We start from the raw sequence: 26,943 nt of genomic DNA, 5'->3' as shown, positions 1-26,943 counted from the left end.
TTCTTATAATGTTCTTATAAATATGGAGTGATCATGACACCGCATGTGATGAAGCGTGATGGCTGTAAAGTGCCGTTTAAATCAGAGCGCATCAAAGAAGCCATTCTGCGTGCAGCTAAAGCAGCGGGAGTCGATGACGCAGATTACTGTGCCACCGTCGCAGAAGTCGTTAGCAGTCAGATGAATGAGCGCAGCCAGGTCGATATCAACGAGATCCAGACAGCGGTGGAAAACCAGCTGATGTCTGGCCCGTACAAACAACTCGCCCGTGCGTACATCGAATATCGCCACGACCGTGATATCCAGCGTGAAAAACGTGGCCGCCTGAACCAGGAAATTCGGGGTCTGGTTGAGCAAACCAACTCCGCGCTGCTGAACGAAAACGCCAACAAAGACAGTAAAGTGATCCCAACCCAGCGCGACCTGCTGGCCGGTATCGTCGCCAAACACTATGCGCGCCAGCACCTGTTGCCGCGTGATGTAGTTCAGGCACACGAGCGCGGTGATATTCACTACCACGATCTCGATTACTCGCCGTTCTTCCCGATGTTTAACTGTATGCTTATCGACCTGAAAGGTATGCTGACGCAGGGCTTTAAGATGGGTAACGCGGAGATTGAGCCGCCAAAATCCATCTCCACGGCGACCGCGGTCACCGCGCAGATTATCGCCCAGGTTGCCAGCCACATTTACGGCGGCACCACCATTAACCGTATCGATGAAGTTCTCGCGCCGTTCGTCACCGAGAGCTTTAACAAGCACCGTAAAACCGCAGAAGAGTGGCAGATCCCGGATGCCGATGGCTATGCGCATTCCCGTACCGAGAAAGAGTGCTACGACGCATTCCAGTCCCTCGAGTATGAAGTGAACACGTTGCATACCGCCAACGGCCAGACTCCATTCGTCACCTTTGGCTTTGGCCTGGGGACCAGCTGGGAATCACGATTGATTCAGCAGTCTATTCTGCGCAACCGCATTGCCGGTTTGGGTAAAAATCGTAAAACCGCCGTGTTCCCGAAACTGGTGTTCGCGATTCGTGACGGTCTGAACCACAAGTTTGGCGATCCGAACTACGACATCAAACTGCTGGCGCTGGAATGCGCAAGCAAGCGTATGTATCCGGACATCCTGAACTACGATCAGGTCGTAAAAGTGACCGGTTCGTTCAAAACCCCGATGGGCTGCCGCAGTTTCCTCGGCGTATGGGAAAACGAGAACGGCGAACAGGTTCACGACGGGCGTAACAACCTTGGCGTGATTAGCCTCAACCTGCCGCGTATTGCACTGGAAGCACACGGTGATGAAGCCACCTTCTGGAAACTGCTGGACGATCGCCTGGTGCTGGCGCGCAAAGCGCTGATGACCCGTATCGCGCGTCTGGAAGGCGTAAAAGCGCGCGTGGCGCCAATCCTGTATATGGAAGGTGCCTGCGGCGTGCGTCTGAAAGCCGACGATGATGTGTCTGAAATCTTTAAAAACGGCCGGGCGTCGATCTCTCTGGGCTACATTGGTATTCACGAGACCATCAACGCGCTGTTTGGCGAAAAGCATATGTACGACAGCGAGCAGCTTCGCGCCAAAGGCATCGCCATTGTTGAACGCCTGCGTCAGGCCGTCGATAAATGGAAAGACGAAACCGGCTATGGCTTCAGCCTGTACAGCACGCCAAGTGAAAACCTGTGCGACCGCTTCTGCCGTCTGGATACCGCCGAGTTTGGCGTAGTGCCGGGCGTGACCGACAAAGGCTACTACACCAACAGCTTCCACCTCGACGTGGAGAAAAAGGTTAACCCGTACGACAAAATCGATTTCGAAGCACCGTATCCACCGCTGGCGAACGGCGGCTTCATTTGCTATGGCGAGTACCCGAACATTCAGCACAACCTGAAAGCGCTGGAAGACGTCTGGGATTACAGCTATCAGCACGTGCCGTATTACGGAACCAACACGCCGATCGATGAGTGCTACGAGTGCGGATTTACCGGTGAATTCGAATGCACCAGCAAAGGCTTCACCTGCCCGAAATGCGGTAACCACGACGCTGCGCGCGTGTCAGTCACCCGTCGCGTCTGCGGTTATTTAGGCAGCCCGGACGCACGTCCGTTTAACGCCGGTAAGCAGGAAGAAGTGAAGCGCCGCGTGAAGCACTTAGGTAACGGGCAGCTCGGTTAATTTCCGTTTGCAAAGACCGTAGGCCTGATAAGACGTAATCGCGTCGCCATCAGGCATCACAATGTTGCCGGATGGCGGTGCAAGCACCTTATCCGGCCTACATTCTTTCTGGACATCCTCTATGCGATATCATCAATACTACCCCGTCGACATCGTCAACGGCCCCGGTACGCGCTGCACCCTGTTTGTCTCTGGGTGCGTGCATGAATGCCCCGGCTGCTATAACAAAAGCACCTGGCGTCTGAACTCCGGCGAGCCGTTTACCAAAGAGATGGAAGACAAGATCATTGCCGATCTCAACGATACGCGGATCCCTCGCCAGGGGATCTCACTGTCCGGCGGCGATCCGCTACATCCGCAAAACGTGCCGGATATCCTGAAACTGGTGCAACGCATTCACGCTGAGTGTCCGGGGAAAGACATCTGGGTATGGACCGGCTACAAGCTTGATGAACTCAACGCCGCGCAAATGCAGGTGGTGGATCTCATCAACGTGCTGGTCGACGGCAAATTTGTGCAGGATCTGAAAGACCCGGCGCTGATCTGGCGCGGCAGCAGCAACCAGGTGGTACATCACTTGCGATGATCGCTAAAGCCGTTTGTTTGCATCGTGATAGACGGCTGAATGTTGTCGCTTGCCTACCGCGACAACAAACACAATCACAACTTCATCCCGAACCTGGTACACCAGACGATAGCCGGACGATTTAAGCTTAATTTTATAGCAGTCAGGAAGACCGTTTAAACGGGCAGAGTCAATTCTGGGGTTCAATAGCACATCAGCCAACTTTTTCTTAAGCTGAGCCTTCACTGTATCGCCCAGCTTATGCCACTCTTTTAAGGCCCTAGGGTCGAATTCCAGTTCATAAGTCATCCAGACTAACCTTGATTCCCTTTTGCGGACTAGACAGCCTCTCCCGAACTGTCTGAATCAGTGCATCTTCACTATCGCTAAGAGTGACGGTTTTCACTGGCATGCGCCCCGTTTCCGCGACGTACTGGAACAGTAATCGCACGGCTTCCGTTGGAGTAATGTTCAGTTTATCCAGCACGGCATAAGCCTCATTTTTGAGTTTGTCATCCAGACGGACGTTCAGCGTGGCCATTATGCCTCCGGTAGAATCGAATGTGTAATGCAGTTTAGCATTACATTCGCATTACATCGAATTATGGATAACACCTCTCAAAAACGACTGACGCACTCCATGGCAACCGTTTTGAAGTCGGTAAAATTCTGACACGCACAGAGCCGCGTCATAGCGCGTTCACGCAGGAAGGTGACGAAAATATCGTAGATGGCCATCGCTTCTTCATACTCGCTTTTACTAATGGCCAGCAAGAAGATCACATGTGCGGTTTCGTCTCCCCAGGCAATGCCCTGCGGGGCGAGCACCGTATAGACCACCGTTTTTTTAGCCAGCAAACCGAGGGAGTGCGGCAGGGCAATGCTATCACCCAGCAAGGTGCTGACGATGGCCTCGCGCTCAACGACGGAGTCGAGAAACTCCGCATCGACAAAGCCTTCATCGTGCAGCTGGCCGCATAACGTGTTGAACAGCGTCTGTTGATCCATCGGTTCGTCAATAATGCGAAAATGGGCGGCGTCGAAGAACTTGTTCAGCATCCACGGGCGGGTGCGATCCACCAGCACCAGCTTACCAATTTGCTCCAGCTGATAATCAGTGGGGAACGGGGCGATCATCACCACGGGCTTATCTTTTTCATTTATTCGTGCGGTAGAAATCACGAAGTCTTCGCTGATGGCGTCCCGTTGTTCGTAGTCGCGCAGCGTCACGGTGCCGACAATCTCAATCTGCGGATATTTACGCGCCAGCACCGCTTCAATCATGCGCGCCATGGCGTTTCCTGCGTCACAAACCAACAGCACACGAGGCTGTCGCTGGTAACCGATGTTGTAACTACGTTCCAGCCCAACGCCAATGTGCAGCACGAGGAAGCCAATCTCATTTTCGCTAATGGTATACGGGGTGTATTTCCCCCACCCCGACACGGCGGCCAGCGTCATATCCCATGCCATCGGATAGTGCTGTTTAATATTTTCCAGCAGCGGATTGGGGATCATGATCTGGTAGCGTACCCGGGTGATCATGGTCTTAATATGAGTCAGTAGATCGGCATGCAGTTGCCGATCGTTCATCAGGTTGTAATTGTACTGCGTGTTGATAAAACGCAGGATGTAATTGACCAGCGCTTCGTCATCATCGGCGTTAATCGCGCTGGGGGCGATATCCTGTACCTGACGGGCGGCGATATGTACCTTCAGCCAGTTCTCCTCAAACACGGAGAGTGGTTTGTCTGCCAGTTGGTGCAGGACCGAAGCAATTTCCCGCGTCGCCAGGCACACCTCATGTTCCACCTCTTCTGCGGTAAATTCCGGCAGCGGATAGCCCTCGCTAATCCGGCGTACCGCCACCGCACAATATAAGCACAGAAAGAGCTCTCCTTCGTCGGTCAGGCGAATATGAAAGCGGGTGAAAATATCCTGTAAAACCGGCTGCAGCTGTTGCGGGACGCCCGCATTGAGCGCCTCTTCCATCACCAGTGGATGGGCCGGGTCCTGCTGCGCCAGCGTCCACAGAAGATCGGTCAGACAGGCGCGGATCGCCATCTCACTGCCAAACAGCTTCATCCCATGTCGGGGGCGCGTTTCCAGCGTCAGTCGATAGCGTTGCAGGTGCTCACGCACGTCTGCCATGTCGTTTTGCAGCGTCGCCCGGCTGATGAACCATTCATCAGCTAAATCTTCCAGCTTCAGCGAAAAAGCCGATGTCAGAAAACGAACCACCAGCCAGTGTACCCGCTCCTGGCTGGTACGCGGAATGCGCAGCAACCGCTCGGGCTGCTGCGTTTGTAATGTCTGGTAGCGTGCCGGATCGTCAATTTTCAACTGATAACCATTGCCCCGGCTAAGGACAAACTGCGCGCCATACGGGGTGAGAAGCGCGTTCAGCGCGGTAATATCCGCCCTGACCGTGCGTGTGGAAACCGACAACCGCTGCGCCAGCTCATCCTGCGGCAGCGCCTCGCTTTGCAGCATGCCAAACAGCTGCGCTAAACGTTGGTTGGGGAATCGCACGTCAGTTTCCTCACTAATCAGTTAACCTACGCAGGCCCGGGTCATTGCCAGCAGCTGGCGCACATCGTCAGGCCGGGTGTTGCCGCTCACCTTATCAATAATAGAACTATAAATGTGAGGAATGATTTTGCTCACGCCGGCATCAAGGGCAATCTGCAGAATCTCAGTAAAGTTGTCCAGGTCGATACCGCCCGTAGGCTCCAGCCAGAAGTCATGCCGGGCGCAGGCTTCAGCCACCGCCTGATATTCGTCGCGGCATTGCAGACCACCCATCGGAAAGTATTTAATCGAGCTGCCGCCCATGTCTTTCAGCAGTGCAATGGCGGTTGCCACCGGTACCACGCCATCTGCTGACTGGCTGCTGAGCGGGCCGGTGGAGATCTTCACCCAACCCGGCGTACCGGTTGGCGAAACCAGACCGTTGACCACCGTTTGAGATTGCCCCAGCAGCGCCCGACTGGTCGCCACGCCGGTAAACACCTGATTGACGTGCTGCGGCTGCACCTGACGGGAAATTTCACTGACCATCGCCGACTGGTTCGGATCGCCCGCCCCGAGACCAACGGACAGTGCATTGTCGATAAGCGCCGCGTATTCACGCATATCCGCCACCGCGCTTTCAACGCTCGGGTAATTTTTGGACAGCACGCCGACCAGCACATGGCCTTCGGCCGCCGCGTAAATATCACTGGCGTTCTCTTTTGACCCCGCCAGCACGTTCAGGCAGACGCGATTGCGATAAAAGTTAGGCGTCAGTTTCATGCTTTTTTCTCCTGCCCGGTCACGTCCGCAATACGACGCGCCACTATCTCCAGCTGCGCGCGGTCTACACTGCGCACGTCCGCTTCAATAATACCTTCGTTGGCTTTGTAGCCGCGGAAGTAGATCGCATACTCGCCCTGCTTAAGCGCCTCAACCAGCTCGCCGGTGGCGATCCCGGTTACCGCTTCGTCAAACTTAATTTCGGTACGTGCAATGTCGCGCCCTGCGCTGTCCCACACCACCCGCGCACTGACGCCATTGAAGGTATTCAGCGTATTAATAAACGGCGTCATTTTTTCGACCATCTCCGCGCCGCTCTCTTTCTGCGCGCTGAGGTACAGTTCGATGGCGCAGGTCAGCCCGAGAATGCCCTCTTTGCCGACCTTCATCGCCCGGCCAATACCTGCCGTCTGGCGTTTCACCCACTCCACATATTGTGTTTTACCAATCACCAGGCCGCTGGTTGGCCCTTCGATCGCCTTGGCGCCGCTGTAAATCACCAGGTCCGCACCGACACGGTAGTAGCACTGCAAATCTTCTTCCGCCGCTGCATCCACAATCAGCGGCAGATTATGCGTACGTGCGACCACGGCGGCCTGCTCTACGCTGAGCATGCTTTTTTGTACGCAGTGGTGCGATTTGATATACAGAATGGCCGCCGTGCGCGGCGAGATGGCGGCTGTCAGCTGCGCCGCTGAGCATTCATTGGCGTAGCCGGCCTCGACTAACTTGCCGCCGCCAAGCGCCACCATGCTGCCAACCGGTGCGCCAAAGTTGACGTTATGGCCGCGAGGCAGCACGATTTCGTTGTTGTCGATTGGTGTGGCGTGCAGGTTTTCCAGCAGCCAGTCGCTGTCTTTTACCAGCACAGCCGCCACTGACAGGGCAATCCCCGCCGAGGCACAGGACACCACCGTGGCGCCTTCCACCTCGAGCAACTTCGCGATGTAGTCTCCGGTTTTATTGACCAGATCTTTCATTTCGAAGTACTGATTCATCCCCGCCATCGCGGCCTGTACCACTTCGGGTCGCGGCGTAGAGACCCCAAGCGCCGTCATGCGCCCAGAGGTATTAATAACCTGTTTTAAATGGTATTTCTCAAAAATCGAAGGCATGTTCCGCGCTCCCTTGTTCGGTCATATAGCCCTTGCCCGCACGTATTGCGGCAAGCGGTACCAGCAGTTGTTCAGCCTGCAGGCTGTCGTTTTCGGCATCGACCAGCACGGCGGGCTGGCGCTTCAGCGTAAAGAGGGTGAGATCGGCATCCAGACCGACCTGAAGTCGGCCTTTATTTTTCAGGCGCAGGCCGTCGGCGGCACTGGCGGTCACGCACTCAATGACCTGCGGGAGCGACATACCGATGGCGAGAAATTTCGACATCACGTTGGCCAATGAATGCACCGGGCCGCTGATGCGGTTGCGGCAGTAAATATCTGAGCTGATGGTGTGCGGCAAAATGCCTAAGCTGATGGCGCGTTTCGCCACCGCAAAGCTCAGACTGGCGGTACCGTGTCCAACATCGAGGCGTACGCCGCGCGAAATCGCCCGCGTTACCGAGGCCCGTAATTCGCCTTTTGGCGTCAGAATACGGTTCGGTTTGACGTTATAGCAGTGGGTAATAATGTCGCCCGCTGTCAGGCGTTCGGCTACCTCATCCAGATCCGGCGGGTTGTTACCGATGTGCACCATTAGCGGCAGGTCACCATTCTGCGCTTGCATCGCTTTGGCGTGGTCAAGCGGGATAATGCCATTTTCACCGACCACGCTGCTGCTCATCCGCGCCTTCAGGCCGACAATAAAATCCGGGTGACGTTGCACCGCCTGCTTCACCGCGTCAGCGTCGATATTAGCCATATTGGCCAGCTCGTTTTGCGCAATCAGCCCCACGCGGGAAATATTCAGCAAGGCATAAACATCGGTGGTCGCTTCGCGGGTTAAGGTATAGAAATCATCAATATCGTCAGCGCCGGTGCTGCCGGCATCCACCACCGTGGTGACGCCGGTGGCAATCCCGATGCTGTCAGGCTGGTCATGATAAATCGGGGATTTCGGGTAGCAGTGGACGTGAGAATCAATCCACCCGGCGCTGACGTAGCACTCACCGCGTAAATCGACGGTTTTCACCGCCGGATCGGTTATCTCGCCCAGCGCCGCAATTTTGCCGTCCTTGACCGCAATATCGCTTACCGTATCGTCTACCAGACGCGCATGGCGCAGGAGTAAATCAAACATCACACTCTCCTGTAGAAAGAGGAAATCGGTTGCCGGATGGCGACATAAATGTCTTATCCGGCCTACAACGAGTACGATGCTGTAGGCCTGATAAGCGCAGCGCCATCAGGCAATTAGCTAATCGCAATCGGGAAGATGGAACCGAGGATCATGGCCCCAAGGATCGCACCGCCGGTGATCGGTTTCTGCCACAGGTAAAACAACAGCGCCCCGGCCAGAGAACCAACGCCGATAGGGATGGAAGCCGTCATCGCGCTGAGGATGATTAGCGGTCCAAGGAAGCGACCTGAGGCGTTACCGGCTCCCATCATCACGTCCGCCCCGTAGGTCGAATCGCTCTGATTGATGGTGAACTTACGCGCCAGAATGATGATGTAGCCAATTGCCAGGCCAATCACCAGACCGGTGACCAGCGAGGCAGCAAAGTTAGCGACCGGGAAAATAATGCCAGCCCCCAGCAGCAGTGCCGGCACGCCCAAACCAACGCCGGTCTGGATGGCCCCGCCGATGTCCAGGATACCCACCAGCGAACCTTCAATAATGCGGGCAAACAGGAAGCTCGCACCAAACGCCGCTACCGCCCCGTAAGAACCGGTGTCCATTCCCGCTTTCAGCATTGCCACAAAGGCCACTTCGTTAAACGCACCGATGCCATACAGGTAGTACATGTGCGTGCCGGCAAAGACGCCGGAGGAGAGCAGGCCCACGAAGATCGGGAACGACCAGTCGGCGAACCAAAAACCTTTATTCTGTTCCATTGTGGCCTCCGTTATTTGCCGCTGAGTGAGTTGTGGATCAGTTCCAGCCAGTTAGGCACGGTCAGATGGAAGGATTCGATCATCTTCATATCGAAGCCGCGGAAGAAACCACTCAGCACGAACAGCGCCACGATAGCCACCATCATCACTTTCGTGACGTGGTTCCAGCCGCTCTCTTCGACGCCTTTACCAATCAAAATACCGAGCACCAGACCCGGTACGGCGTTGCCCATTATCAGCTGCGCTGCGCCGCCAAAGACGGTCGCCCAGAAACCCGATTTCTTGCCAGCATCGATTGCCGCCAGCCAGAAGATCACCGGCATCACGGTGTTGACCAGCAGGTTTGCCGCTGGTACCAGCACCTTCACGGCAGTAACCTGCAGCACCGCCGGTACGGATGACGCGGTCAGGTTCAGGAAGGTCACGACAATCATGCCAATCACGCCACAGGCAATCGCCATGCGTCTGGGGTCATGCAGCGTCTCACCGACATTACGGTTTTTAAGCATCAATGCCGCCGCACCCCAGTTAGGGATGATGCGGTGGTCAACGTCCTGCGTGAACGCCCCCGCCGCAACGGATGAAGCCCAGGCCGAATGAGAAGTGAGAAGCAGGATCCCCTTCACAGGAATTCAGCTCCCCCAGAGTACGAAACGCGCCCATCCCCTGAGAGGTAGGCGCATGAAACATGCGTGCAGCCCCAGCGCCGACACCTACGCCAACCAGCGCGCCGATGATGAGCGATTTTATTAATATTATCAGGAACATAATTATGCCTTTTAATAGTGAATCAGCGTTGCGTGACGAAATCCACCTTCTCAAGATTGATGGCAGTCACGTTGACGGTCACATCCAGCTCCACGCTGAAAGTGCGTCTTTCGCGGCGCAAAAAGAGGAATAAAAACGCCTCTTTACGCACCGTTTCACGCGCTTGAACAACCTGCACATCCTGTGGCTCAATACGCAGTAAGATATGCGGTGACCCTTTCATCACCGCGGCCTGAACGTGGTTCAGGGCATCGGCAAAGGCGCGCGCTTTGGCGTCACCCTTACCCGTGACTCTCACCGTTGTGGTGAATTGCTCTTTCATACTTAAGCGCCGTATTTCTTTTGCCACGCCTGCACCAGGCGCTCGCCGAGCTCTTCTTTGTCCATAAAGCCGAATCCCAGCACGTTGCAGCCTTCGTTGATGGCGGTGACGCCCTCTTCAACCGAGCGCATACCGTATTTGGCTTTGTAACCATATTTGGTCTGCGCGGTGATAGCCCCCGCGCCGCCGCTGCCGCAAAACGAAATGCCAAAGGTGGCGTTTTCCGCTTTCATCATGTCACCCAGCTTCATATCTGCCGCCACGCCCGGTACCACGACCGCACGACCGCCTGCTTTCTCAACGCCTGCCGCCACTTTCTGGCCTTTACCCAGACGATCGCCAATCACCACAGTAATCTGTTCCATCTTGTGCTCCTTAAAGGTTCTCTTTTGCGACTTCGAAATGTACCGACAGCAGCCAGGCCTCTTCTTCAGGAAGGTTGCCAAACTCCGCCACGATGTCGCGGGCAAGTGCCATTGATTCGGCAGATATTTCATCAAATAAGCTGGCATCGACTTCAGGTAGCGGTTCACCCGTCACCGAGCGGTGCGCCATGGCGCGAACATGCGATGTCAGCATTTGTTCCTGTACGGCATTGGGAATGATGTGGCGTGCGCGCAACAGGGCATACACCTGCGCCAGCATGCGTTCGGCCAGTTCACCAGACGGTGTCACCGATTCCCCCCTGTCATTCATTACCGCTCCGTTATTCACTCGTCATACCCCACTAATGGCTCTAAGCGTAAACTAACGGTGGAGGTTAAAAGTTTGTAGCGAGTTGTTTTCCACTTCGAAGTGGAAAGGTGAGCAACGATAGTGATCTGTGCCGCAAAAAGGGCGGGATTGGTTATTTATCGCCTGGATAACGTGATGGGGATCGCACGAGATAGCAGGGAAACCGCAAGCGGCAGGAAAAACGGATTGGCGTTAAAAGTTAAAAAATGTGATGGGTATAGCGTTTACTTATGGGGGGCGGTGCCGGATGGATACGCTGTCGCGTCTTATCCGGCCTACGACGTCGCGCAGGCCGGATACATAAATTAACGGTACTTCTTATGGTAAGCGTTGCGGGTGGTTTTTAGCTCTTCCGCTGCCGCTTTCGCCTCTTTGACTTTACCTTCGTTCGCCAGTTTTAACGCGCCGTCGATCTGGCCGATCAGCGTGTCAAAGCCGTGACGGAAATCTTTCATCTCCGGGCTGTCCGGGGATTTAGTTTCCAGCTTCGGTGGCGTTCCTTTTTGTGCATCCTGCGCGGCTGCACGCATTTTGGTTAACGCGTCTTTCAGTTCAGTTGCGTTATCCGTTTTTTCCACGATTTTCAGGTTGTCGTTGAGGATCCCCATATCGTCTTCGAGATCGGCTGCAAACGCAGATGAACCTAAAACCAGCGTTGAAGCCGCGACGATCGCTAACAGGTGTTTACGCATTGCTCACTTCCTTTTTTATTATTAAGAATAACGCCAGATACCCGTAATAATTCACGCCGCAGCTCGAAGTATGACGGGTATTACTGCCCGGCGATTTTCATCTCCGGCAGTAGCACAGAACCACACTGTATATTACTGCGCGTTTCAATATCGTTACCGACGGTGACAATATTGCGCCACATGTCTTTCAAGTTACCGGCGATGGTGATTTCACTCACCGGGTACTGAATTTCACCGTTTTCGACCCAGAAACCCGCCGCGCCGCGCGAATAATCGCCGGTGATACCACTCACGCCCTGCCCCATCAGCTCGGTTACGACCAGACCAGTGCCCATCTCTTTGAGCAACTGCTCGAAGCTTAGACCTTGTCCGGGAATACGCCAGTTATGAATACCACCGGCATGACCGGTGCTTTTCAGTCCCAGCTTGCGGGCAGAATAGTTGGTCAGCAGCCACTGAGTCAGGATGCCGTCTTTGATAATATCGCGACGTTCCGTACGCACGCCTTCGCTGTCGAACGGCGAAGAGGCCAGCCCTTTCAGCAGATGCGGGTGTTCTTCAATGGTCAACCATTCCGGCAGAATTTGTTGGCCCAGCGAGTCCAGCAGGAAGGTAGATTTACGATACACCGAGCCACCGGCAATGGCCCCGACCAGGTGTCCGAACAGGCCGGTCGCCACTTCATTGGCGAAAATAACCGGTGCTTTCATTGTGGACAGTTTACGCGGTGACAGACGGGATAAGGTGCGGCGCGCACAGTCGGCCCCCACCCATTCCGGCGTTTGCAGATCGCCGATTGCGCGGCCAATGGTGTAGGCGTAGTCGCGTTCCATATCGCCATTTTCTTCGGCGATCACGCAGCTGGAGAGAGAATGACGCGTGGAGCAGTAGCCCTGCAGCATACCGTGGCTGTTACCAAACACTTTGATACCGTAGTGGCTGTTAAAGCTGCCACCTTCGGTGTTAGTAATGCGCTTATCGGCCTGCAACGCCGCTTGTTCAGCACGTGCCGCCAGTTCGATGGCTTCGTCAGGCGAGACTTCCGCCGGGTGGAACAAGTCTAAATCTGGCGCATCAAAGGCCAGCAGTTCTTTATCCGCCACGCCTGCGCACGGGTCCGGCGAGGTGTAACTAGCAATATCCAGCGCAGCCTGCACGGTACGCGCAATCGCCTGTGGACTTAAATCGGTGGACGACGCACTACCTTTACGGTTCTGGTGATACACCGTAATGCCCAGCGCCCCGTCGCTGTTGAATTCTACGTTCTCCACTTCACCATAACGGGTGCTGACGCTAATACCCGTCGTCTTGCTTACGGCGACTTCTGCACCGTCCGACTGAGCTGATGCTAATTCCAGTGCTGTCGAGACTGCTTCTTCCAGAATCTTACGCTGCGCTTCAACTTGTGAGATTACTTTCATCGCAAATGCCATAATGTAGAGAGAGTTTCTCTGAAGTCTAACAGAGAACCGTTTTTCAGTGCGCATCTTAACTGGTAACATTAGCCTCTTTTTTTAAGGAGCCTGACATGACTAAGCAGCCCGAAGACTGGCTCGACGACGTTCCCGGTGATGACATCGAAGACGAAGACGATGAAATTATCTGGGTCAGTAAAAGTGAAATAAAACGTGACGCCGAGGAGTTAAAGCACCTGGGCGTGGAACTGGTAAAACTGGGGAAAAACGCGCTGGATAAAATCCCGCTCGATGCGGATTTACGTGCCGCCATTGAGCTGGCTCAGCGTATTAAGATGGAAGGCCGTCGCCGCCAGCTGCAGCTGATTGGCAAGATGCTGCGTCAGCGCGATGTCGATCCTATCCGTCAGGCGCTGGATAAGCTGAAGAACCGTCACAACCAACAGGTTGTAATGTTTCATAAGCTGGAGCAGCTGCGCGATCGTTTGATCGTTGAAGGTGATGATGCGGTAGCGGAAGTCCTCAGACTGTGGCCGCACGCCGATCGCCAACAGCTTCGTTCTCTGGTTCGCAATGCGAAGAAAGAGCAGGAAGGCAATAAGCCGCCGAAATCAGCACGTCAGATTTTTCAGTATTTGCGTGAGTTGGCAGAAAACGAAGTCTAATTCGTCGGCAATGACTCTTATAAGGGTAATTTATTACCCTTATAAGACATTTATATTGTTAATATAATAATCAATACTATTCCTACCAGCTATTTTTATAGTGATCAAATATTGTTGCAGTCAGCACCTGAAAGTGATTGAATCTGAATTCTGAGTTCTGAACGGAAGCGCTTCGGATAATATTTATATTCACAAGGATTATAAAATGGAGAAGGAATCAATTAATGAAAAATGGCGAGAGCGTTTTGACTTTCTGAGTACGCATGGATTGCCAGGAACACCCTCTTATACGAAAACGTATAGAACAATGACGTTTGGACAGAGGATAAGTATAGGAGCCAACTTATATGCTTTTTTCTTCGGCTTTGTCTACTTCTGCATCCTGGGCTTATGGAAAAAGGGACTGGTATTATTTTTGGGCGTAGCGGCCATACAGGCCGCACTGATCGCAATAGAAACTGTGGCAGATATTGATATGAATGCCTTTGCCAAAGTCATAAATATTGGATACGCCTGTGTATGCTCTTATTTAGTCAATACCGCCTACTACCTGCGCATGGTGAAGGGTGTTGAAAGCTGGAATCCGTTCCAGGGGTTAACCCGTAAAAGCGCAGAAGCGGTGTCAAACCTGCCATCACGTCAGTATTAATCTCACAGGGAGCATATTTGGCTCCCTGCTATTATTAAAAAGCAATTAATAATGTGGTCGATACGTACATCGCAGCTGATAAGCAGGTGATAATGAAAGCACAAAACGCCTTTAAACGATAATTCGACGATATCATTCCGGCAATACTCATCGAAAAACCAACAACAAACAAAAGTATTCCAGCCATGACGAGAAATATAGCTATACCATCATCATCATCAATACTTGCGGTTATGAGACACAAGAAAAAGCAAATTGCCAGAGCTAATCCAATGAAACTTACCCAAAGAGAAACCGTTACCATTTCTCTGTTACCATCACTTGAAGAGACTATACTCGCTGTCATATTAAGGAGCACCGATCCTTGTGTAAAATATTAAAATAATGTTTTCAATATGCAGCAAAATTATATTTATTGCAATAACCAATCAGAACAGGAAAAAGAAATCTGACGACATCAGTTTTCTTTTTTATTTAGAGAAACAAAGTTTAGCAAAACGAGCTTGCCGGATGGCGGCGTAAACGCCTTATCCGGCCTACAGTCGATCGTAGGCCCGGTAAGCATTGCGCCACCGGGCATTTTTTTACTCTTCGGCTTGTGCCTGTGCTTTCTTCGCCAGGCCGTCCAGCAGTTTTTGATGAATACCGCCAAACCCGCCGTTGCTCATCACCAGAATGTGATCGCCAGGCTGCGCGGTTTTCACCACCATGTCCGCCAGCGCGTCAACATCACCGCTCCAGTGAGCAGGCTGCACGCAGGCTTCCGCGACTTCCGATACCAGCCACGGAATGTGCGGCGGTTGCAGCAGAAACACTTCATCTGCACGACCTAACGACGGCGCCAGATCGTCTTTGCACAGTCCCATTTTCATGGTGTTAGAACGTGGTTCCAGCACGGCAATAATGCGCGCCGTGCCACCGACTTTTCCGCGCAGCGCGGCGAGCGTTGCCAGAATCGCCGTCGGGTGATGGGCGAAATCGTCATACACCGTCACGCCATGGGCTTCGCCGCGCAGTTCAAGACGTCGACGTGCGTTAATGAACGAGCCCAGCGCATTGGCGGCATCCGCAGGCTGAACACCAACGTGGCGAGCGGCAGCAATGGCCATCAGGCCGTTGTGCATGTTGTGTTCGCCGACCAGGCCCCACTTCACTTCGCCCACTTTTTCACCGTCTAACAACACTTCCCATTCGGAGGCATCGGTCGTCAGTTTCTTCGCCTGCCAGTGACCTTGCTCACCAACCAGTTCCTGTTCGCTCCAGCAGCCCATCGCCATCGTCTGTTTCAGATTGATGTCGTTTTCCGGGTAGATGATGCGTCCCTGACCCGGCACGATACGTACCAGATGGTGGAACTGTTTCTGAATGGCTTTCAGATCGTCAAAGATATCCGCGTGATCAAACTCAAGGTTGTTGAGGATCAGCGTACGCGGGCAGTAATGTACGAATTTGGAACGCTTATCGAAGAATGCGCAGTCGTACTCGTCCGCTTCAATAACGAAAAAGTCGCTTTCACCCAAACGCGCAGAAACCTCGAAGTTCCCCGGCACACCGCCGATGACAAAGCCTGGCTTATAGCCGCAGACTTCGAGGATCCAGGTCGCCATTCCAGCCGTGGTGGTTTTGCCATGAGTTCCCGCCACTGCCAGCACCCAGCGATCGCGCAGCACAAAGTCATGCAGCCACTGCGGGCCAGACATGTACGGAATGTTCTTCTCCAGCACAGCTTCCACGCACGGATTACCGCGTGTCATGGCATTGCCGATGATCACCAGGTCCGGTTGCGGGTCGAGCTGGCTGGCATCGTAACCCTGAATCAGTGAGATGCCCTGCTTCTCAAGTAAGGTGCTCATCGGCGGATACACATTGGCGTCCGAACCCGTTACTTCATGACCGAGCGAGCGAGCCAGCATCGCCAGACCGCCCATGAAGGTGCCACAAATTCCCAAAATATGAATGCGCATACGTCACTATCCTTTTTTAATCTGGGGGTCATTTTACGCACATGTCAGGCAACTGAGAAACGCATTTCAGGATAATCCGCAGTTTGCTGGCGCGATTCACCTAAGCGCGAGGGCTGAAATATTTGTTAAGATTATGGCGGTCGCTTTACTCCATACAATTTGCAGGGAAAGTGTTATGAAAACGTTAGGTGAATTTATTGTCGAAAAGCAGCACGAGTTCTCTCATGCTACCGGTGAGCTGACTGCTTTGTTATCGGCAATAAAGCTGGGCGCCAAGATCATCCACCGCGATATCAACAAGGCCGGTCTGGTCGATATCCTGGGTGCCAGCGGTGCTGAGAACGTGCAGGGAGAGGTTCAGCAGAAGCTCGATCTGTTCGCGAACGAAAAACTGAAAGCTGCACTGAAGGCACGCGATATTGTGGCGGGCATTGCCTCTGAAGAAGAAGATGAAATCGTCGTCTTCGAAGGCTGTGAACACGCAAAATACGTTGTACTCATGGATCCACTGGATGGTTCATCGAACATCGATGTTAACGTCTCTGTCGGCACGATCTTCTCGATTTATCGTCGTGTCACCCCTGTCGGTACGCCGGTAACGGAAGAGGATTTCCTGCAACCGGGTAACAAGCAGGTGGCGGCGGGCTACGTCGTTTACGGTTCATCCACCATGCTGGTGTATACCACCGGTTGTGGCGTACATGCGTTCACCTACGATCCTTCTCTGGGCGTATTTTGCCTCAGCCAGGAGCGCATGCGTTTCCCGGCCAAAGGCAGCACCTACTCCATTAACGAAGGCAACTACATCAAATTCCCGAATGGCGTGAAGAAGTACATTAAGTTCTGCCAGGAAGAGGATAAAGCCACCCAGCGCCCGTATACCTCGCGCTACATTGGCTCTTTGGTGGCGGATTTCCACCGCAATCTGCTGAAAGGCGGGATCTATTTGTACCCGAGCACGGCCAGCCATCCGGATGGAAAACTGCGCCTGCTGTACGAATGCAACCCAATGGCCCTGCTGGCCGAGCAAGCGGGCGGCAAAGCAAGTGACGGTAAAAACCGTATTCTGGATATCATCCCGGAGAGCCTGCACCAGCGTCGTTCATTCTTCGTCGGTAACGACCATATGGTTGAAGACGTTGAACGTTTAATCCGTGAGTTCCCGGACGCGTAAGACTCAGACGCCGGAGCAATCCGGCGTCCTTTACGTGCTTAGTTGACGAAGGTCAGTTTGACCCGTTTTGATACGCGGAAATACGGTATCCAGATAAGGATCTGGGCCGCGCAGGAGACAAACGCTTTTATATCGTCAGTGCTCAGCCCCACGCCATAGAACATGGCACCCAACCAGCTGTCCATCGCGTAGTAAAGCGTGGTGCCTAAAATGAAGGCAGTATAAAACTTGGGTAGCTGACGTTTCTTTTTGAAAAACAAAAACGTCGTGTAAACCAGCAGCATTAAGAGAACAGCCATACAGACGAGTTCAAAAATAACCAGCGCACTCACGTCCGTTTCAGTGTGCAAAACAAACATCGCCACACCGAAAAAGCCAATGACCCCAGAAATGACGGACATCACCAGCGTCACCGCCGGTAAATAAAGCCAGCCGCCAATTCCCGTATATTTTTTATTCTCACAACGCGTGCAGTGGGTATCCGGAGGCAGTACGTTCTCCCCACAGCTGGCGCATGCTGTCGGTAGCCCTTCGCCTTCGATTCCTTTCATGCTTTTGATTCCATTAAGTAAGTGTAGCCTCCTAGTGTATACGCATTACCCGCTATACGCGAAAAACAGCCCACGACATCATTTTGACGCGCTCGTGGTATTCACCCGTGTGACCGGTGAACTTTGGCGGTTTTCCCATAGCACCGTCAGACCGCGCTGTAAGGCGATAAAAACAAACAGCAGAATACCGATGGCGATCTTCGTCCACCATGAACTTAATGTGCCGTCAAAGTTAATGTAGGTCTGAATCAATCCCTGGATTGCCACGCCAAACAGAGTGCCCAGTACCGTGCCCACGCCACCGCTCAGCAACGTACCGCCGATCACCACCGAGGCAATGGCATCCAGCTCGACGCCGACGCCTGCCAGCGCATAACCGGCCTGGGTATAAATGGAGAAGACAATCCCGGCCAGCGTCGCCAGCCCAGTAGAAAGCATATAGATGCGGATTGTCGTGCTGCGGGTCGAGATCCCCATCAGGTTAGCTGACGTCGCGCTACCGCCAATGGCGTACACCTGATTGCCAAAGCGTGTACGGTGCGCAAGGAAGATACCGATCACCACTACGCCCAGCATCAACAGTCCCATGGCGCTCAGACGACCACCGCCGGGGATCTTCCAGGCAAGGCTGGAGAGCGTGTCATAAATCGGGTGGTTAATGGGGATAGACTCTTCGGAGACCAGATAGCTGACGCCACGCAGAAAGAACATTCCCGCCAGCGTAATAATAAACGCCGGGATCTTCAGGGCATCAATCAGTAACCCCATAAAGGCGCCAAACGCGCAGCCCATCGCCAGAACCAACGGGAACGCCAGCAGCGGGGAAATCCCCCAGTAACCAATGGCTTTTGCCAGAAATACGCCGGTAAAGGCAATCACCGAACCGACGGAAAGATCGATGCCGCCGGAGAGGATCACGAAGGTCATACCCACAGCGATAATGCCTAAAAAGGCGTTGTCGGTCAGGATATTGCAGATCACGCGCGTCGAGGCAAAGGCCGGGAACTGCGTCAGGCAGTAGAGGTAGCCCAGCACAAAGACGCCAAGGGTGATCATCAGCGGTAAGTTACGTTTTATCATGACCACGCACTCCTTTTATCAGGCTGATAAAGCGTTGCGACTGGACGACCAGCACGCACAGCACCACGATGGCTTTAACCACCTGGTTGAGCTCCGGCTGGAAGCCGGACAGTAAAATCCCTGTGTTCATGCCCTGAATAATCAACGCCCCCACCACCGACAGCAGCAGGTTAAATCGCCCGCCCATCAGCGAACCGCCGCCGATCACTACCGCCAGAATGGCATCTAATTCCAGCCATAACCCGGCGTTGTTGGCATCGGCTCCGCGAATATCCGCCGTGACGATAATCCCGGCAATGGCCGCGCACAGACCGCTCAGCACATAGGTGAGCATCACGATAACGCGGGTATTCACACCGGCATTTTTCGCCGCCCGAATGTTGATGCCGACCGCCTCAATAAACATACCCAGCGCCGTTTTACGCGTCAGCAGCCAAAAAGCGACCAGCGTTAGCAGCGCGATGATCACCGGCGTCGGGAACAGCAACAGCGATCCGCTACCGAACCATGACAGATCGGGCGAGTTAAACGTGACGATCTGCCCGGAGGTGATCAACTGCGCTACCCCGCGCCCGGCCACCATCAGGATCAGCGTGGCAACAAACGGTTGGATCTTGAGGATGGCCACCAGAATCCCATTCCACAATCCCGCCAGGATACCCGAGCCTAACGCCGCAAGCAGGACCACCGGGAGGCTGTGCCCGGCAACCGTCATCGCGGCGGTGGTTGCCCCCGCAATGGCCATCACCGCGCCAACGGAAAGATCGATACCGCCGGTGGCAATCACCAGCGTCATGCCAATCGCCAGCAGCGCCACGGGCGCGGCGCGGTTGAGAATATCAATCGGGCTGCCGAACAGACGGCCATCCTGCAAAATCACCTGATAAAAGTGCGGGGCGACCAGGCTGTCAACCAGCAGCACCAGCAGCAGCGCCACCAGTTGCGGCATGCCCTTCGGCCAGCGAAATCGTCGTTTCGCGGTGTTGGATTGAGGGAGAGATTGAGGCATCACAACAGTCTCCTTAGGCCGCAATAGCGTTCATGATTGCCGGTACGGACAGTTCAGCCAGCGGGATCTCGGCCACCTGTTTGCGATCGCGCATGATAATGACCCGATCGGCGTAACCCACCAGTTCTTCCAGTTCAGAAGAGATCACCAGCAGCGCCAGACCGTCGGCGCACAGTGTCTCGATCAGGCGAATGATCTCGGCGTGCGCCCCAACGTCGATCCCACGCGTGGGTTCATCAAGGATCAAAAACTGCGGTTTAGTCAGCAGCCAGCGCGACAGCAGAACTTTTTGCTGATTACCGCCGGAGAGAAACTCGATCGGCTGTTCGGCGTTGGGGGTGCGGATACCCAACTGGCGGATAAAACGCTCGGCAATGTCATTTTGCTCTTTGCGCGGAATCGGCCGCAGCCAGCCGCGCTGTGCCTGCAGGGCCAGGATGATATTTTCTCGCACCGAGGCGGCAGCAATAATGCCGTCCGTTTTCCTGTCTTCCGGGCAGAAGCCGATCCCCAGACACGAGGCCTGATGCGGCGATCGCAGGGTCTGCGGTTTGCCTTTGATCAGCGCACTGCCGCTGTCGGCAGGTTTAATGCCAAAGATCACTTCTGCGGTTTCTGTACGTCCCGATCCCAGCAACCCCGCCAGGCCGACGATCTCGCCGGGACGGACCTGCAGATCGAACGGTGCGATCGTGCCTTTTTTGCCAAAACCACTGAAGGCAGCCACCGGTTTGTCACTCAGCAACGTGCGGCCCGCACGCTGCAACGCGTGGGTATCCAGTTCCCGACCGAGCATCATCTTCACCAGTTCGATCTGCGGCAGTTCGCGGGTTTCGCGACAGCCGACAAAGCCGCCGTTACGCAGAACGGTGATCCGATCGCTGACTTGATAGACCTGATCGAGAAAATGGGTAACGAAGATCAGGCTGACGCCGCGATCGCGCAGATGCCGCATCAGACCGAATAGCATGTCGACTTCCTGGGTATCCAGGCTGGCGGTGGGTTCGTCGAGGATCAATACTTTCGCCGACAGATCGATAGCCCGGCAAATGGCGACAATCTGCTGCATCGCCACCGAAAAACGGTTTAACGGCTCGCGCACATCAAGGGAAAAACCGTAGGAGGCCATCAGCTCCGTAGCACGCTTTTCCATTTGCTTGCGCTGCAGCAGGCCAAAGCGTCGCGGCTCGCGGCCAATAAACAGGTTATCTGCCACCGACATATTGGGCAGCAGGTTCACTTCCTGATACACGGTGCCAATCCCCAGTTGCTGGGCATGGGCGGTATTCTTGGGTGAGATAGCCTGGCCTTCAAGCCAGATGGTGCCGCGATCGGCGTGGTAAACGCCGGTCAGCGCTTTGATCAGCGTCGATTTACCGGCTCCGTTTTCACCGAGCAACGCCATAATCTCGCCACGCCGCAGGCTGAAATCCACGTTATCCAGCGCTTTGACGCCAGGAAAAAATTTACTTAACCCTTCGGTGCGAAGGATTTCCTGATGTTGGTCGGTGGTCATGGTATTCCTCCGGCATTACGCCGGATGGCGCTACGCTTATCCGGCCTACAAAAGCGCTTAATGTAGGCCGGGCAAGCGCAGCGCCCCCGGCATTTTCATGAAGGCTTAGTAGCCCATGTTTTTCTTCTTCTCTAGCTCTTCTTTCGCGGTATCCGGCAGATAGAGGATAGATTTGGTAATGGTCAGCTTCTCAGGCATGGTGCCGTCTTTTTTGAATTTCTCCAGCGCGTCAAAGGCTGGACCGGCCATGTTCGGCGTCAACTCGACGCTGGCGTTGGCTTCCCCGTCAATCATCGCTTTATAGATATCCGGCACGCCGTCGATAGAGCCGGTCAGAATGTCTTTGCCCGGTTTCAGACCCGCTTCTTTGATTGCCTGAATCGCCCCGATCACCATGTCATCGTTGTGGGCGTAAACCATACAGATGTTCTTGCCGTTGTTTTCCGCTTTGATAAAGCTCTCCATGACTTCTTTGCCTTTACTGCGGGTAAAGTCGCCGGACTGAGAGCGGATAATTTTGATGTTTGGTGCCTTGGCAATGGCTTCAGCAAAGCCTTTTTTACGGTCAATCGCCACGCTGGCACCGACGGTTCCTTGTAGCTCCACAACATTACACGGCTTGCCGTTCACTTCTTTAATCAGCCAGTCGCCGATCAATTTGCCTTCCAGCACGTTGTCGGCCGTCACGGTGGTCATATAGAGAGATTTGTCTTTGACATCGATGGAACGATCGAGCAAAAAGACCGGGATCTCGGCATCTTTCGCTTCTTTTAATACCGGCTCCCAGCCGGTTGCTACCACTGGCGCAATGAAAATAGCATCCACGCCCTGCGCCACGAATGAACGTACCGCTTTAATCTGGTTTTCCTGTTTTTGCTGGCCGTCGGCAATTTTCAGCGTAATGCCGCGCTTCTCGGCCTCGCTTTTCGCTACGTTGGTTTCTGCTGCACGCCAGCCGGATTCAGACCCGACCTGCGAAAATCCTACGGTTAAAGGGGCGGCCATCGCCATAGATGACATGGCTGCCGAAACTGCTGTGACTAAAAGTAAGCGCTTCCACATAAGTGCGTCCTCGTAGGGTGATTATTGTTGATTAATAAACCGTCGCGAAAAAACTATAGACAATCGAGCATGTAACGGATTGCGTTACATCACACTTCAAAAAAGTAAATAAAACGTTAATCACAAGTTTGTAATCGCTTTCATTACCCTATGAAAAATGCAGCTGAAGTTATGGATTTTTCTGTCATCAAAACAGGGAGAAAAAGCGAAAATCCGAGGTGGCAAATCGAAAACAAGCGGAGACATTCAGCGCGAGTTGGCTATAATACCCGCCACTTGTTTGCCATAGCATATTTAAAGGAAACAGACATGAGCTTACTCAACGTCCCTGCCGGTAAAGATCTGCCGGAAGATATCTACGTTGTTATCGAGATCCCTGCGAACGCAGATCCGATCAAATACGAAGTTGACAAAGAGAGCGGCGCCCTGTTCGTTGACCGCTTCATGTCCACTGCGATGTTCTATCCGTGCAACTACGGTTACATCAACCACACCCTGTCTCTGGATGGCGACCCGGTCGACGTTCTGGTCCCGACACCGTACCCGCTGGAGCCAGGTTCAGTGATCCGCTGCCGTCCGGTTGGCGTACTGAAAATGACCGACGAATCCGGTGAAGATGCGAAACTGGTTGCGGTACCGCACACCAAGCTGAGCAAAGAATACGATCACATCAAAGATGTGAACGACCTGCCGGACCTGCTGAAAGCGCAGATCACTCACTTCTTCGAGCATTACAAAGATCTCGAAGCAGGCAAATGGGTGAAAGTTGACGGTTGGGACAACGCTGAAGCCGCTAAAGCTGAAATCGTTGCATCCTTCGAGCGTGCGAAGAAATAAGTTCGCCTGAGCTCAAAACCCTGAACACCAGCGTCTGGTTAGTAAGGGTTTTTTACTTCTCATTTTCCCTCTCTTCGTTTTTCCTTTCTCCGCTGTTTTCTTTTTGACCTACCAGATTGGGTAGTCACATTTTGCTCATCTTATTTGCGAATGAGACTAGATCTCATTATCATTCGCAACACGTAAATAAATGTGAATAAACGTCAATGAACCTCCACACTGTGAAGTCCCTGAAACACTATTCCGCCGTGGCCCTCGCCACAACATTGTTATTTACCAGCCTGCCCAGCGTGGCAGAGACGCTGTCTGAGAAAGATTTCCTGACCCGCGACGTCGGTAACGGGGTGTATGAGTTGGCGGTTGATGGCCAGCAGAAGGCGCTTTTTGCCGCCTCTTCACCGTCGTTTGATAAAGACAAAACCCGCGGGGTTATCTACAAACTCGATCTGGAGAAACTCACCACCACCGAAGTCATCGAAACCAGCCGCCGGGCGTTTGCTACCGCGCTGGATGAAGAAAATCAGGTGCTGTATGTCGGTAATACGCTGGAAGGTTCGGTGACGATTATCGATACCCGCAGCGGTAAAGAACGGGCAATACTGCAACTGAGCGATACCAGCAACCCGAAGGAAATCATCCATACGCGTGAAATGGTGCTGGATAAGCAACATCACCGCCTGTACGTTTCCGGCGTGGCTGAAAAAGGCGTTGTCTGGGTGGTGGATACGCAAAAGCGTGAAAAAATAGCCACCCTTGAAAATATGGGCGAATACCCGACCGGCATGGCGATTGATGCTACAAACGATCGTCTGTACGTGGTGAACGGCAGAAACGAGCTGATTACGCTGGATACTACCCGCCACAAAATAATTAACCGTTTTTCCGTTGAACCGACTAAAAAACATTTCTTCCTGAATATCGCCCTTGATAGCAAAAATAATCGCGCGTTCCTGACCGATCCTGATTTAGCCGATGTTCTGGTTGTCGATATTCATACCGGAAAAGTCATTGCCCCAATCAAAGTCATTAATTCACTAGCCGTTCTCTATAACGAGACACGTCAGGAAGTTTATATTACACACCGCAATGCCAAGCAGGTCAGCATTGTCGACAGCAACACCTATCAGGTAAAAAACAGCATTGAAACCAATGCGTTACCTAACAGCCTGGCGCTTTCACCGGACGCTAACACCTTGTATGTCAGCGTAAAACAGCCGGAAAAAATGATTGGCGTCAAGCCCGATTACGTGCTGAAAATCGATTTATCTCAATACTAATAATCAAAAACTATTTTGCACCTTGTCGCCATGTTGAGCGGCAAGGTGGCGCTTTTATTTTTTACTTTTCAGGTGTCTTATATTATGAAAACGCGTCAACTTATTACGCTGACAGGGATCGTTGCATTCTCAGGCGGGGTTATTTTTCCCGCGCAGGCCGAAGAATTAACGGAAACCTCACGCAATAGCGAAGATGAAATGGTGATTACGGCGTCCGGTTTCTCGCAGCAAAAGCGTGAAGCCCCGGCGACTATTTCAGTTATCGACCGTAAAACGCTGGATATTCAGCCGGACCGCAACGTGGGGGAAGCCATTAAAAATATTCCCGGCGTCTCGGTGTCGAACAGCAGCGGCATGAATGCTGGCAGCATTATGATCCGCGGCATGGACCCGTCCTATACCGCCTTCATGGTGAACAGCGTCAAACAAAATACCGGCCAGTCACGCCCCTATGGGCACGACATCGGCACCGAAGCCAACTTCTTACCGCCAATGGAAGCCATTGAGCGCATCGAGGTTATTCGTGGGCCGATGTCATCATTGTACGGTTCCGATGCCATCGGCGGCGTGGTTAACGTCATCACCAAAAAGCCGTATGGGGCGAAAGACTGGACGACGGCAATTGCCGCAAATACCTGGCTTCAGGAACACCAGTATCTCGGCAATACCAGTCAGATGAATCTTTTCACCATGGGGCCAATTATTCCCGATGTTCTCGGCTTAAGCGTGGCTGCCGACTGGCTCGACCGTCGCGACGACGATCGGAATAATTACTTCGGCAAACATAACCGCAAATCCGTGGATATGACGCTGGGTCTGGCCGCCAGCGAAAATAACCTCTTCGATCTCAACGTTGTCACCGGCGAGCAGGAAAAAAACCGCACCCAGAAACGCGGTGCGCCGTGGTCATGGTTATATGATCGTAACGCCGCCACCCTGACCCATACCGGCTGGTATGCCGACGATACTATCGCGACAACTAACTACATTAACTACGAAAAAGGCCGCTCAAAATACGTTTATGACGGGCAGTCACCGCAGTATGTGCAGATGGAAAACTACGTCGCCAATTCACAAACCACCTTCACGCTCGACACCCATAAGCTGACCGTCGGGGCGAACTTCACCCGCGAAGAGTTAAACGACCGGTTTGATGTCGCCAACAAAACGCTGCCAGGCTCGGAGCCTGTTACCAAAATCAGCCGCAACGGTTGGGCGTTGTTCGTGGAAGACGGCTGGAGCATCAACGATTTCATCCTGACGACCTCCGCACGTATGGATCAGGACGATAACTTTGGTACGCACATTACGCCGAAAATGTACGGCAACTGGGCATTCAACGATGCCTGGGCGCTGAAAGGCGGCGTCTCCGCCGGATATAAAAAGCCGGAACTGCGAGCCACCTCCAGTAACTTCGTCACCCCTTACGGTTCAACCGTGCCCTATCCCTTCCTGACGGTCGGCAATGACGACTTAAAACCGGAGAAAAGCGTTAACTCTGAGCTGGGTCTGTACTGGACGGGCGATGTGTTGTCGCTCGATGGCACCGTGTTCTATACGCAATTCAAAGACAAGATTGCGGAACAAACCATTTGTGAAACCACGGCGACCAACCAGTGCTCAGTCAATGGCTACAACGCCGACTCGGTGAGTAAATACTTTAACGTCAGCGAAGCCGATGTGTACGGCGTCGAGCTCAACGCCGACTGGCAAATTAGCACCGACGTCAAAGCCAATGCCAACTACACCTACAACCACAGCGAGCAGAAAAGTGGCGTCAACAAAGGCTACGCGCTGAACGACTACCCACGCCATATGGCGAACTTGTCGCTGAACTGGACGGCGACGCAAAGCCTCGACGTGTGGAGTACGGTGAACTACCGCAGCAGCAACCGCAACAGCGGTAATAACAACAAGTACGATGATTACACGATGGTGGATGTGGGCGTACGCTACCAGTTGAATAAGCACACACAGCTGATGGCGGGGGTCTACAACGTGCTGGATGAGGATCCGAAACTCACGACCGCATGGAGTGAGTCCGCTCAGGTGGAAGGACGCCGCTATAACCTTGGCGCGCGCGTGGAGTTCTAAATCCTAAAAAACAACGCCACCCGAGGGTGGCGTGTTATACCTGTCGTCTTTCAAACTGCCTCTGCGTTGGCTTTTCTCGCTTACCCCAGTCACGTACTGATGTACGCTCCTG

26 protein-coding genes and 1 pseudogene are annotated in these 26,943 nt (G+C 53.5%); 8 read left to right on the top strand and 19 right to left on the bottom strand.

All coding sequences use genetic code 11. The features are described from left to right. Positions 1-33: 33 nt before the first annotated feature. Positions 34-2,172, top strand: a complete 2,139-nt coding sequence (gene nrdD / locus FDW88_RS20695) for an anaerobic ribonucleoside-triphosphate reductase (protein ID WP_137363263.1) — start codon at positions 34-36, stop codon at positions 2,170-2,172. Positions 2,173-2,293: 121 nt separating this feature from the next. Beyond that, positions 2,294-2,758, top strand: a complete 465-nt coding sequence (nrdG, locus tag FDW88_RS20690; protein ID WP_096759476.1) for an anaerobic ribonucleoside-triphosphate reductase-activating protein — start codon at positions 2,294-2,296, stop codon at positions 2,756-2,758. A gap of 3 nt (positions 2,759-2,761) precedes the next feature. Here nrdG and FDW88_RS20685 read toward each other — a convergent pair whose 3' ends face one another. From FDW88_RS20685 to pmbA, 13 genes and pseudogenes are all read right to left on the bottom strand, one after another. Next, complete coding sequence (locus FDW88_RS20685; RefSeq protein WP_117342404.1) at positions 2,762-3,046, bottom strand: type II toxin-antitoxin system RelE/ParE family toxin; 285 nt, start codon at positions 3,044-3,046, stop codon at positions 2,762-2,764. Then, positions 3,036-3,278, bottom strand: a complete 243-nt coding sequence (locus tag FDW88_RS20680; RefSeq protein WP_115259576.1) for a type II toxin-antitoxin system RelB/DinJ family antitoxin — start codon at positions 3,276-3,278, stop codon at positions 3,036-3,038. The genes FDW88_RS20685 and FDW88_RS20680 overlap by 11 nt, the downstream gene beginning before the upstream one ends. A gap of 77 nt (positions 3,279-3,355) precedes the next feature. Continuing rightward, positions 3,356-5,269: a BglG family transcription antiterminator gene (locus FDW88_RS20675; RefSeq protein ID WP_137363262.1), complete on the bottom strand. Its 1,914-nt coding sequence runs from the start codon at positions 5,267-5,269 to the stop codon at positions 3,356-3,358. Between the two features lie 21 nt (positions 5,270-5,290). Then, positions 5,291-6,031, bottom strand: coding sequence for a KDGP aldolase family protein (locus FDW88_RS20670; RefSeq protein WP_115259578.1), 741 nt, complete (start codon positions 6,029-6,031; stop codon positions 5,291-5,293). Further along, positions 6,028-7,146 (bottom strand): DgaE family pyridoxal phosphate-dependent ammonia lyase, encoded by a 1,119-nt coding sequence (locus FDW88_RS20665; RefSeq protein WP_096758517.1) that lies wholly within the window; start codon positions 7,144-7,146, stop codon positions 6,028-6,030. The genes FDW88_RS20670 and FDW88_RS20665 overlap by 4 nt, the downstream gene beginning before the upstream one ends. Continuing rightward, a complete protein-coding gene (locus tag FDW88_RS20660) occupies positions 7,130-8,263 on the bottom strand; it encodes an amidohydrolase/deacetylase family metallohydrolase (RefSeq protein ID WP_137363261.1) in 1,134 nt (377 codons plus the stop codon). The genes FDW88_RS20665 and FDW88_RS20660 overlap by 17 nt, the downstream gene beginning before the upstream one ends. Positions 8,264-8,376: 113 nt before the next feature. Then, positions 8,377-9,021 (bottom strand): DUF4310 family protein, encoded by a 645-nt coding sequence (locus FDW88_RS20655; protein WP_096758519.1) that lies wholly within the window; start codon positions 9,019-9,021, stop codon positions 8,377-8,379. Positions 9,022-9,032: 11 nt separating this feature from the next. Next, positions 9,033-9,789, bottom strand: a pseudogene (locus FDW88_RS20650) (DUF4311 domain-containing protein). 22 nt (positions 9,790-9,811) lie between these two features. Then, on the bottom strand, positions 9,812-10,111 hold the full coding sequence (locus tag FDW88_RS20645; protein WP_096758521.1) for a DUF4312 family protein: 300 nt from the start codon (positions 10,109-10,111) through the stop codon (positions 9,812-9,814). A gap of 2 nt (positions 10,112-10,113) precedes the next feature. Next, complete coding sequence (locus FDW88_RS20640) at positions 10,114-10,476, bottom strand: SFCGS family glycine-rich protein (protein ID WP_096758522.1); 363 nt, start codon at positions 10,474-10,476, stop codon at positions 10,114-10,116. Positions 10,477-10,486: 10 nt separating this feature from the next. Continuing rightward, on the bottom strand, positions 10,487-10,807 hold the full coding sequence (locus FDW88_RS20635; RefSeq protein ID WP_096758523.1) for a glycine dehydrogenase: 321 nt from the start codon (positions 10,805-10,807) through the stop codon (positions 10,487-10,489). Positions 10,808-11,151: 344 nt separating this feature from the next. Then, positions 11,152-11,538, bottom strand: coding sequence for a cytochrome b562 (cybC, locus tag FDW88_RS20630; RefSeq protein WP_096758524.1), 387 nt, complete (start codon positions 11,536-11,538; stop codon positions 11,152-11,154). Between the two features lie 80 nt (positions 11,539-11,618). Continuing rightward, positions 11,619-12,971, bottom strand: coding sequence for a metalloprotease PmbA (gene pmbA, locus FDW88_RS20625; RefSeq protein WP_137363260.1), 1,353 nt, complete (start codon positions 12,969-12,971; stop codon positions 11,619-11,621). 95 nt (positions 12,972-13,066) lie between these two features. Between pmbA and yjgA the strand changes: the two genes are divergently transcribed. Together yjgA and FDW88_RS20615 are read left to right on the top strand one after the other, a co-directional pair. Next, positions 13,067-13,618: a ribosome biogenesis factor YjgA gene (yjgA, locus tag FDW88_RS20620; protein WP_115259582.1), complete on the top strand. Its 552-nt coding sequence runs from the start codon at positions 13,067-13,069 to the stop codon at positions 13,616-13,618. A 205-nt stretch (positions 13,619-13,823) separates the two neighbouring features. Continuing rightward, positions 13,824-14,267: a DUF2628 domain-containing protein gene (locus tag FDW88_RS20615; protein WP_117342407.1), complete on the top strand. Its 444-nt coding sequence runs from the start codon at positions 13,824-13,826 to the stop codon at positions 14,265-14,267. Between the two features lie 584 nt (positions 14,268-14,851). Here FDW88_RS20615 and mpl read toward each other — a convergent pair. After that, complete coding sequence (gene mpl / locus FDW88_RS20610) at positions 14,852-16,231, bottom strand: UDP-N-acetylmuramate:L-alanyl-gamma-D-glutamyl-meso-diaminopimelate ligase (RefSeq protein ID WP_115259583.1); 1,380 nt, start codon at positions 16,229-16,231, stop codon at positions 14,852-14,854. Positions 16,232-16,406: 175 nt separating this feature from the next. Here mpl and fbp point away from each other — a divergent pair, with 175 nt between their 5' ends. Further along, a complete protein-coding gene (gene fbp, locus FDW88_RS20605) occupies positions 16,407-17,405 on the top strand; it encodes a class 1 fructose-bisphosphatase (RefSeq protein WP_096758530.1) in 999 nt (332 codons plus the stop codon). A 38-nt stretch (positions 17,406-17,443) separates the two neighbouring features. On the opposite strand, the gene FDW88_RS20600 is transcribed toward fbp, so the two are convergent. The 5 genes from FDW88_RS20600 to ytfQ form a co-directional block, all read right to left on the bottom strand. Next, the gene (locus FDW88_RS20600; RefSeq protein WP_115259584.1) at positions 17,444-17,956 is read right to left on the bottom strand and encodes a DUF2569 domain-containing protein; all 513 of its coding nucleotides are present in this window, start codon (positions 17,954-17,956) and stop codon (positions 17,444-17,446) included. A gap of 78 nt (positions 17,957-18,034) precedes the next feature. Then, positions 18,035-19,036, bottom strand: coding sequence for a galactofuranose ABC transporter, permease protein YjfF (gene yjfF, locus FDW88_RS20595; protein ID WP_096758532.1), 1,002 nt, complete (start codon positions 19,034-19,036; stop codon positions 18,035-18,037). After that, a complete protein-coding gene (gene ytfT / locus FDW88_RS20590) occupies positions 19,023-20,045 on the bottom strand; it encodes a galactofuranose ABC transporter, ATP-binding protein YtfT (protein ID WP_135953042.1) in 1,023 nt (340 codons plus the stop codon). The genes yjfF and ytfT overlap by 14 nt, the downstream gene beginning before the upstream one ends. 13 nt (positions 20,046-20,058) lie before the next feature. Further along, a complete protein-coding gene (gene ytfR / locus FDW88_RS20585; protein WP_137363259.1) occupies positions 20,059-21,561 on the bottom strand; it encodes a galactofuranose ABC transporter, ATP-binding protein YtfR in 1,503 nt (500 codons plus the stop codon). Between the two features lie 105 nt (positions 21,562-21,666). Next, a complete protein-coding gene (gene ytfQ / locus FDW88_RS20580; RefSeq protein ID WP_096758535.1) occupies positions 21,667-22,623 on the bottom strand; it encodes a galactofuranose ABC transporter substrate-binding protein YtfQ in 957 nt (318 codons plus the stop codon). Positions 22,624-22,932: 309 nt separating this feature from the next. Between ytfQ and ppa the strand changes: the two genes are divergently transcribed. The 3 genes from ppa (at position 22,933) to FDW88_RS20565 (ending at position 26,831) form a co-directional block, all read left to right on the top strand. After that, entirely contained in the window at positions 22,933-23,460 is a 528-nt protein-coding gene (gene ppa / locus FDW88_RS20575; protein WP_005134479.1) for an inorganic diphosphatase, read from the top strand. 206 nt (positions 23,461-23,666) lie between these two features. Continuing rightward, positions 23,667-24,737 (top strand): YncE family protein, encoded by a 1,071-nt coding sequence (locus FDW88_RS20570; protein ID WP_137363258.1) that lies wholly within the window; start codon positions 23,667-23,669, stop codon positions 24,735-24,737. A gap of 84 nt (positions 24,738-24,821) precedes the next feature. After that, entirely contained in the window at positions 24,822-26,831 is a 2,010-nt protein-coding gene (locus tag FDW88_RS20565; protein WP_135912674.1) for a TonB-dependent receptor domain-containing protein, read from the top strand. Positions 26,832-26,943 lie beyond the last annotated feature (112 nt).

Origin of the sequence: Citrobacter sp. wls829 (genome assembly GCF_005280825.1) — a bacterium.
In the GTDB taxonomy this organism is placed as follows: domain Bacteria; phylum Pseudomonadota; class Gammaproteobacteria; order Enterobacterales; family Enterobacteriaceae; genus Citrobacter; species Citrobacter gillenii.
Note: the sequence above shows the minus strand (reverse complement) of the source record. Positions and strands in the feature narration are given on the sequence as shown.

Excerpts from the sequence above, each read along its gene's own strand:
- FDW88_RS20600 (WP_115259584.1), bottom strand. The coding sequence starts at position 17,956 with ATGAAAGGAATCGAAGGCGAAGGGCTACCGACAGCATGCGCCAGCTGT.
- ytfR (WP_137363259.1), bottom strand. The coding sequence starts at position 21,561 with ATGACCACCGACCAACATCAGGAAATCCTTCGCACCGAAGGGTTAAGT.
- yjgA (WP_115259582.1), top strand. The coding sequence starts at position 13,067 with ATGACTAAGCAGCCCGAAGACTGGCTCGACGACGTTCCCGGTGATGAC.
- cybC (WP_096758524.1), bottom strand. The coding sequence starts at position 11,538 with ATGCGTAAACACCTGTTAGCGATCGTCGCGGCTTCAACGCTGGTTTTA.
- FDW88_RS20680 (WP_115259576.1), bottom strand. The coding sequence starts at position 3,278 with ATGGCCACGCTGAACGTCCGTCTGGATGACAAACTCAAAAATGAGGCT.
- FDW88_RS20670 (WP_115259578.1), bottom strand. The coding sequence starts at position 6,031 with ATGAAACTGACGCCTAACTTTTATCGCAATCGCGTCTGCCTGAACGTG.
- nrdD (WP_137363263.1), top strand. The coding sequence starts at position 34 with ATGACACCGCATGTGATGAAGCGTGATGGCTGTAAAGTGCCGTTTAAA.
- ytfT (WP_135953042.1), bottom strand. The coding sequence starts at position 20,045 with ATGCCTCAATCTCTCCCTCAATCCAACACCGCGAAACGACGATTTCGC.
- ppa (WP_005134479.1), top strand. The coding sequence starts at position 22,933 with ATGAGCTTACTCAACGTCCCTGCCGGTAAAGATCTGCCGGAAGATATC.
- mpl (WP_115259583.1), bottom strand. The coding sequence starts at position 16,231 with ATGCGCATTCATATTTTGGGAATTTGTGGCACCTTCATGGGCGGTCTG.
- FDW88_RS20660 (WP_137363261.1), bottom strand. The coding sequence starts at position 8,263 with ATGTTTGATTTACTCCTGCGCCATGCGCGTCTGGTAGACGATACGGTA.
- nrdG (WP_096759476.1), top strand. The coding sequence starts at position 2,294 with ATGCGATATCATCAATACTACCCCGTCGACATCGTCAACGGCCCCGGT.
- FDW88_RS20635 (WP_096758523.1), bottom strand. The coding sequence starts at position 10,807 with ATGAATGACAGGGGGGAATCGGTGACACCGTCTGGTGAACTGGCCGAA.
- FDW88_RS20665 (WP_096758517.1), bottom strand. The coding sequence starts at position 7,146 with ATGCCTTCGATTTTTGAGAAATACCATTTAAAACAGGTTATTAATACC.
- FDW88_RS20645 (WP_096758521.1), bottom strand. The coding sequence starts at position 10,111 with ATGAAAGAGCAATTCACCACAACGGTGAGAGTCACGGGTAAGGGTGAC.
- FDW88_RS20615 (WP_117342407.1), top strand. The coding sequence starts at position 13,824 with ATGGAGAAGGAATCAATTAATGAAAAATGGCGAGAGCGTTTTGACTTT.
- FDW88_RS20565 (WP_135912674.1), top strand. The coding sequence starts at position 24,822 with ATGAAAACGCGTCAACTTATTACGCTGACAGGGATCGTTGCATTCTCA.
- yjfF (WP_096758532.1), bottom strand. The coding sequence starts at position 19,036 with ATGATAAAACGTAACTTACCGCTGATGATCACCCTTGGCGTCTTTGTG.
- fbp (WP_096758530.1), top strand. The coding sequence starts at position 16,407 with ATGAAAACGTTAGGTGAATTTATTGTCGAAAAGCAGCACGAGTTCTCT.
- FDW88_RS20685 (WP_117342404.1), bottom strand. The coding sequence starts at position 3,046 with ATGACTTATGAACTGGAATTCGACCCTAGGGCCTTAAAAGAGTGGCAT.
- FDW88_RS20570 (WP_137363258.1), top strand. The coding sequence starts at position 23,667 with ATGAACCTCCACACTGTGAAGTCCCTGAAACACTATTCCGCCGTGGCC.
- FDW88_RS20640 (WP_096758522.1), bottom strand. The coding sequence starts at position 10,476 with ATGGAACAGATTACTGTGGTGATTGGCGATCGTCTGGGTAAAGGCCAG.
- ytfQ (WP_096758535.1), bottom strand. The coding sequence starts at position 22,623 with ATGTGGAAGCGCTTACTTTTAGTCACAGCAGTTTCGGCAGCCATGTCA.
- pmbA (WP_137363260.1), bottom strand. The coding sequence starts at position 12,971 with ATGGCATTTGCGATGAAAGTAATCTCACAAGTTGAAGCGCAGCGTAAG.
- FDW88_RS20655 (WP_096758519.1), bottom strand. The coding sequence starts at position 9,021 with ATGGAACAGAATAAAGGTTTTTGGTTCGCCGACTGGTCGTTCCCGATC.